Annotated in this window: 6 protein-coding genes; 1 reads left to right on the top strand and 5 read right to left on the bottom strand. The window is 71.6% G+C overall.

Going from position 1 to position 6021, the window contains the following annotated elements; translation table 11 throughout:
• Nucleotides 1–38: 38 nt before the first annotated feature.
• The 5 genes from purL to purS form a co-directional block, all read right to left on the bottom strand.
• Complete coding sequence (gene purL, locus DQW06_RS25655) at nt 39–2333, bottom strand: phosphoribosylformylglycinamidine synthase subunit PurL (RefSeq protein ID WP_013156396.1); 2295 nt, start codon at nt 2331–2333, stop codon at nt 39–41.
• Between the two features lie 71 nt (nt 2334–2404).
• Entirely contained in the window at nt 2405–2923 is a 519-nt protein-coding gene (locus tag DQW06_RS25650) for a hypothetical protein (RefSeq protein ID WP_013156397.1), read from the bottom strand.
• Between the two features lie 28 nt (nt 2924–2951).
• Nucleotides 2952–3647, bottom strand: coding sequence for a phosphoribosylformylglycinamidine synthase subunit PurQ (gene purQ, locus DQW06_RS25645; RefSeq protein WP_013156398.1), 696 nt, complete (start codon nt 3645–3647; stop codon nt 2952–2954).
• Nucleotides 3648–4033: 386 nt separating this feature from the next.
• Nucleotides 4034–4513, bottom strand: a complete 480-nt coding sequence (locus DQW06_RS25640) for an ATP-binding protein (protein ID WP_013156399.1) — start codon at nt 4511–4513, stop codon at nt 4034–4036.
• Between the two features lie 241 nt (nt 4514–4754).
• Nucleotides 4755–5000 (bottom strand): phosphoribosylformylglycinamidine synthase subunit PurS, encoded by a 246-nt coding sequence (purS, locus tag DQW06_RS25635; RefSeq protein ID WP_013156400.1) that lies wholly within the window; start codon nt 4998–5000, stop codon nt 4755–4757.
• Nucleotides 5001–5281: 281 nt separating this feature from the next.
• Between purS and DQW06_RS25630 the strand changes: the two genes are divergently transcribed.
• Nucleotides 5282–5917, top strand: a complete 636-nt coding sequence (locus tag DQW06_RS25630) for a sigma-70 family RNA polymerase sigma factor (RefSeq protein ID WP_013156401.1) — start codon at nt 5282–5284, stop codon at nt 5915–5917.
• Nucleotides 5918–6021 lie beyond the last annotated feature (104 nt).

Raw genomic sequence — 6021 nt, 5'->3', positions numbered from 1 at the left:
GGCGCCCCGAAGGACGCCCCCGCCGCGAACGGCCAGTGTCACACGCCGTCCATCAGGGCGGGCAGGGCCGCCTCGTAGGAGGCGCGCAGGTCGGTCAGCGCGATCTCCACGGCGCCGCCGGGGTGCGTGACCGACAGGGTCTCGCCGCCCACGACGCCGATCTGCTCCACCGGCACGCCGTGCTCGTTGGCCAGCGCCACGAACGCCTCCTCCTCGCCCGGCCGCACCGCGACGACCGCGCGGGCGCCGGACTCGCTGAACAGGGCGGTGAACACGTCCCCGTCCACGGTCACCCGCACGCCCCGGCCGCCGCGCATCGCCGACTCGGCCAGCGCGACCGCCAGGCCGCCGTCGGACAGGTCGTGCGCGGCCTCGGCCAGGCCCCGCTCGGCGGAGGCGGCCAGCACCTCGCCCAGGGCGGCCTCGGCGGCCAGGTCCACCCGCGGCGGCAGGCCGCCCAGGTGGCCGTGGACCGTGTCGGCCCACGCCGAGCCGCCGAACTCCGGCCGGGTCTCGCCCAGCAGGAACACCCGGGCGCCGTCGGTGTCGAACGACGTCCGCAGCCGCGTGCGCACGTCGTCGATCACGCCGAGCACACCGATCACCGGGGTCGGGTTGATCGCCACGTCACCGGTCTGGTTGTAGAAGCTCACGTTTCCGCCGGTCACCGGGGTGCCCAGCTGCTGGCAGGCGTCGGCCAGCCCGCGGGTGGACTCGGCGAACTGCCACATCACCCCGGGGTCCTCGGGCGAGCCGAAGTTGAGGCAGTTGGTCACCGCCAGCGGGCGCGCGCCCGTGGCGGCGACGTTGCGGTAGGCCTCGGCGTAGGCCAGCTGCGTGCCCGTGTACGGGTCCAGCCGGGTGAAGCGGCCGTTGCCGTCCGTGGACAGGGCCACGCCGCGGTGGGAGTCGTCGGAGACGCGGATCATCCCGGCGTCGTGCGGGGTGGAGACCACCGTGTCGCCGCGCACGTAGCTGTCGTACTGCTGGGTGACCCACGTCGGGTCGCCCACGCCCGGGGCGCCCAGCACGCGCAGCACCTGCTCGCGCAGCTCGGCGTCGCCGGAGGGCCGGGGCAGCTTCCCGGCGTCGTCGGCCTGGAGCGCGTCCTGCGAGGCCGGGCGCGCGTACGGGCGCTGGTAGACGGGGCCCTCGTCGGAGGCGGTCCGCGGCGGCATGTCCACCACGGTCTCGCCGTGCCAGGTCATCACCAGGCGACCGCCGCGCTCGGCCTCCTCGGGGGTCACGTCGGTGACCTCGCCGATCTCGGTGGCCAGGATCTGCCACTTGTCGCAGATGGCCAGGAACTCGTCCAGCTTCGCGGGCTCGACGATCGCCATCATGCGCTCCTGCGACTCGCTCATGAGGATCTCCTCGGGAGTGAGCCGGTGGTCGCGCAGCGGGACCCGGTCCAGCTGGACGCGCATGCCGCCGGTGCCGCCCGCGGCGAGTTCGGTGGTGGCGCAGGACACGCCCGCCGCCCCCAGGTCCTGGATGCCGACGACCAGGTCCTTCTCGAACAGCTCCAGGCTGCACTCGATGAGCAGCTTCTCCATGAACGGGTCGCCGACCTGCACGCTGGGCCGCTTGGCGTGCGACTCGTCGTCGAAGGTGGCGCTGGCCAGCACCGAGGCGCCGCCGATCCCGTCGGGGCCGGTGGTGGAGCCGAACAGCACCACCTTGTTGCCCGGGCCGGGCGCCTGCGCCAGCTTGATGTCCTCGTGCCGCATCACGCCGACGCACAGCGCGTTGACCAGCGGGTTGCCGATGTACCCGGCGTCGAAGCCGATCTCGCCGCCGATGTTGGGCAGGCCCAGGCAGTTGCCGTAGAAGGAGATGCCCGACACCACGCCGGGCAGCACCCGCTTGGTGTCGTCGGCGTCGGCCGGGCCGAACCGCAGCGCGTCCATCACCGCGACGGGGCGGGCGCCCATGGTGAGGATGTCGCGCACGATGCCGCCCACGCCGGTGGCCGCGCCCTGGTGCGGCTCCACGTAGGAGGGGTGGTTGTGCGACTCGATCTTGAACGTGACCGCGCGGCCGTCGCCGACGTCCACCACGCCCGCGTTCTCACCCATGCCGACGAGCAGGGCGTCGTTCTCGGGCGCCTTCTCCCCGAACTGGCGCAGGTGCACCTTGGACGACTTGTAGGAGCAGTGCTCGCTCCACATGACCGAGTAGATGGCCAGCTCGGCGGAGGTGGGGCGGCGGCCCAGGATCTCGCGTACCCGCTCGTACTCGTCCTTGGCCATACCCAGTTCGGCGTACGGCTGCGGTGTGTCGGGGTTGTCGTGCGCCACGGCGACGGTGTCGAGACCAGGTGCTTCAGACATGCGTGGTTCCGTTCGGGGTGTTCGGGTGGAAGCCGGGCCGTGGCGTCCGACCAACGGCGCGGAAGGTCGGGTCAGGGCGTTTGGGGCCCGCTCGCGTCGCCGAGCATCAGCGTCGCCGGGGACTCGGGTTCGTCGTGGGCGGAGGTGTCGGCCAGCATGTGTTCGCCGTCGCTGAGGAAGACCTGCTCCTCGGGTGCTCCCTGGGGCTCCTGCTCCTCCCAGCCCCGGCCGAGGAGGTGGGAGACCACCGTGTCGACGGTCTCGCGCGAGTCCTCGGTCAGCTCACCGTCCTCGGTCATGACCATCACCAGCCGGACGCACTCGGTGCCCTCGCAGTAGACGTCGGCCTCCGGATCGGAGACGTAGGACAGACCGGAGGGCGCCTGGCCGAGTACGTCCACGTCCGGCGGCGGGTTCTGGGACGGAGCGCCGCCCTGGCCCCCGTCCTGCTGGCCCTGGGGAGGGGGCGAGGCGACGGGTGCCGAGCCGATGGCGTTGAACAGGCCGATGCCCGCGGACACCACCAGTCCGACCACGACCAGCCCCACGAGGACGAACATCGTCCTTCTGGAGCGCAGCAGCCCCATCATCGGCCAACCCTCCAGTTCGGGATGCGGCTCAGGCGTTCACCGGCGAACCGGCGGCCAGGTGGGCGAGGATCGAGGAGAAGAAGCCCAGGCCCTCGTCGGAGGGGCCGGTGAGCGTTTCGACGGCGTGCTCGGGGTGCGGCATGAGGCCGACGACGTTCCCGTGCTCGTTGGTGATCCCGGCGATGTCGCGGCGGGAGCCGTTGGGGTTGCCGCCGACGTAGCGGACCACGACGCGGCCGGTGGCCTCCAGCTCGTCCAGGGTGTGCTCGTCGGCGACGTAGCTGCCCTCACCGCTCTTGAGCACCACCAGGATCTCCTGGCCCTCGGTGTAGGCGCCGGTCCAGGCGGTGCCGGTGTTCTCCACGCGCAGCACCTGGTCGCGGTTGACGAACCGCAGCGAGGAGTTGCGGGTCAGGGCTCCGGGGAGCAGGTGGCTCTCGCACAGGATCTGGAAGCCGTTGCAGATGCCCAGGACCGGCAGCGCGCCCGAGCGGGCGGCCGGGACCAGCTCCGACATCAGGGGGGCGAACCGGGCGATGGCCCCGCAGCGCAGGTAGTCGCCGTAGGAGAAGCCGCCGGGCAGGACCACGGCGTCGACGCCCCTGAGGTCGGCGTCCGCGTGCCAGAGCGAGACGGGTTCGGCGCCCGCCAGCGCGACGGCGCGCGCGGCGTCCTTGTCGTCGAGGGAGCCGGGGAAGGTGACGACGCCCACACGGGCTGTCATGAGCACACTCCGAGAGATCGGGTCGAGTCCGTCCCCGCGTGAGGCGGGGAGAGTGCGGCGAGGGAGACGCCGCTGCCTGGCCCCGTCCCTGGGGACGGTGCGTCCGCACTCCGCAGCGTACCCGCTCACCTGTGGTCGGGTACGACGGCGGAGCCCCTCGGGGGCCTTTCCTTTGGAGGATGCTCCGAACTCCGGTGGTCACGCACCGCGTTCCGGTGTGGCATTCCACAGGCGGAAACGGTGGTGTCGGAAGGGCCCTGTGTGATGCGTCACGGGGATGGTCCGCGGTCGCGGCGGGGCGGTGGACGCGCGCGTGGACGGCGCGGTCCGGGCCCTGGCCGGGGGCCGCCGCGTCCCGGGGCCGGGGGACACGCGGCTCGGCCCGCTCACATCAGGGCGTAGCGCTGGGCCGGCACCTGATCGGCGGCGCTCTCCTCCGGCGGTCCGTCGCAAGCCGTGAGCCGCTTGCGCAGCAGGACCGTGGTCCTTGGTTCCCCCTCGAAGGCGACCTCGTCCATGAGGTAGCGCATCAACAGAATGCCCCTGCCCGATTCCGCTTCCAGACCGGGGAGGGGCGTGTGGTCGGTGGTGAACCGCTCCGCGAGCGCCACGGGATCGGGCGCTCTCCCGGTATGGGATATCCGCAGTTCACACCATCGCCCGCCCATCTCCGCCTCGACCCTGTAGTCACGGGCCGGCCCGCCGTGGTCGATCGCGTTGGCACAGGCCTCGGAGACGGCCAGGAGGATGTCGTCGACGCAGTCCCCGCACACTCCCGCGCGAACGAGGAGGGTGCCCAGGACATCGCGGGCGACGGCGACCGTATACGCCTGCCTTGGGAGGGAGATCGAGAAATCGGCGTCCATTCGTACACCTCTCGTGCTCCGTTGTCGTGTTCATCCCGGCATGTTAGGAACCTTCCCCGAGGGCGGACGGAGTAAAACGAACAGCCGTGTCCCCGGCGGGGACACGGCTGTTCTCTCCGGCACTTCGGGCACGTCGGACACCGTGCGGACGAATTCCCGCGGATTTCCCCGCGGGTTTTCCGCGGCGGCGGAATCCGGGAGGGACGCGGCGTAGGAGTGCCTCGGGTCACACGCGCGGAGGTCAGTCCTCCACGCGCACGCTGTACTCCTCGATGACGGTGTTGGCGAGGAGGGTCTCGGCCAGGCGGCGGACGTCGGCGAGCTTGGCCTCGTCCACCGCGCCCTCCACCTCGACCTCGAAGCGCTTGCCCTGGCGGACCTGCTCGATCCCCTCGAAGCCCAGACGGGAGCAGGCCCCGGCGATGGCCTGGCCCTGGGGGTCCAGGATCTCGGGCTTGAGCATGACGTCAACAACGACGCGGGCCACAGGGTCCTCCACAAGGAAAAGGGGTGTGCCGCACGTGCCTGCGGCGGGCGGGCCGCCTCCCCGGACCGGCGGGGAGGGGGACGTCGCAAGCGTACGGCACGCGCAAACGGGTAGGCATCCTGACCAGGAGGCGCGCCGGGCCTTTACCTCACATTGGGCAGTACCGGTGACTGTTTCGGGGGTCCCGTGACTCGTATCACGCGGATTGATGTCATCATTGGAGGCCTGCGGCGGCGTCTTACACAGTGGAAGTGACCGTCCGGTCGTCCTGAGGGGGAATCTTGACGACTATCGAAATGGACCAGGCCTCCACGACCGGTGAGACCCGCGAGGGGGAGCAGACGCTGGACTTCGCCACCGCGGTGACACCGTTCGCCGACCAGCTCTACCCCACGGCCCTGCGGATGACCCGCAACCCCGCCGACGCGGAGGACCTCGTGCAGGAGACCTTCGCCAAGGCCTTCGCGAATTTCCACCAGTTCCGCGCGGGTACGAACCTGCGAGCCTGGCTTTACCGGATCCTGACCAACACCTTCATCAACAGCTACCGCAAGAAGCAGCGCGAACCGCGCCAGGAGACCACCGACGAGATCAAGGACTGGCAGCTCGCCGCCGCCGAGGCGCACACGTCCTCCGGCATGAGGTCGGCCGAGAACGAGGTCCTGGACCACCTGCCCGACTCCGACATCAAGCAGGCGCTCGCCCGCCTGCCCGAGGAGTTCCAGGAGGTCATCTACCTCGTCGACATCGAGGGCTACGCCTACAAGGAGGTGGCCGAGCGGATGGGGACGCCCCTGGGGACGGTCATGTCCCGGCTGCACCGCGCCCGCCGCCAGCTCCGCGAGATGCTCGCCGACTACGCCCGCGACCGCGGCATGAGGGTCCCCGCCTCCAGGGCGCACGCCGCCGCCGAGTAACCGGCCGCGCAGGGCCCCGCCCCCCGGGCCGGTGAGGGCCCGCGAGCACCGCCGGGCCGAACGGCCCCGCATCCCCCGCCGGTGTTCGGGGCGGCCGTGCCCCC

The sequence above is a fragment of the Nocardiopsis sp. TNDT3 genome (genome assembly GCF_003427465.1).
In the GTDB taxonomy this organism is placed as follows: Bacteria; Actinomycetota; Actinomycetes; order Streptosporangiales; family Streptosporangiaceae; genus Nocardiopsis; species Nocardiopsis dassonvillei.
The sequence above is the reverse complement of the archived record's forward strand: the minus strand, read 5'-3'. Positions and strand labels throughout refer to the sequence as shown.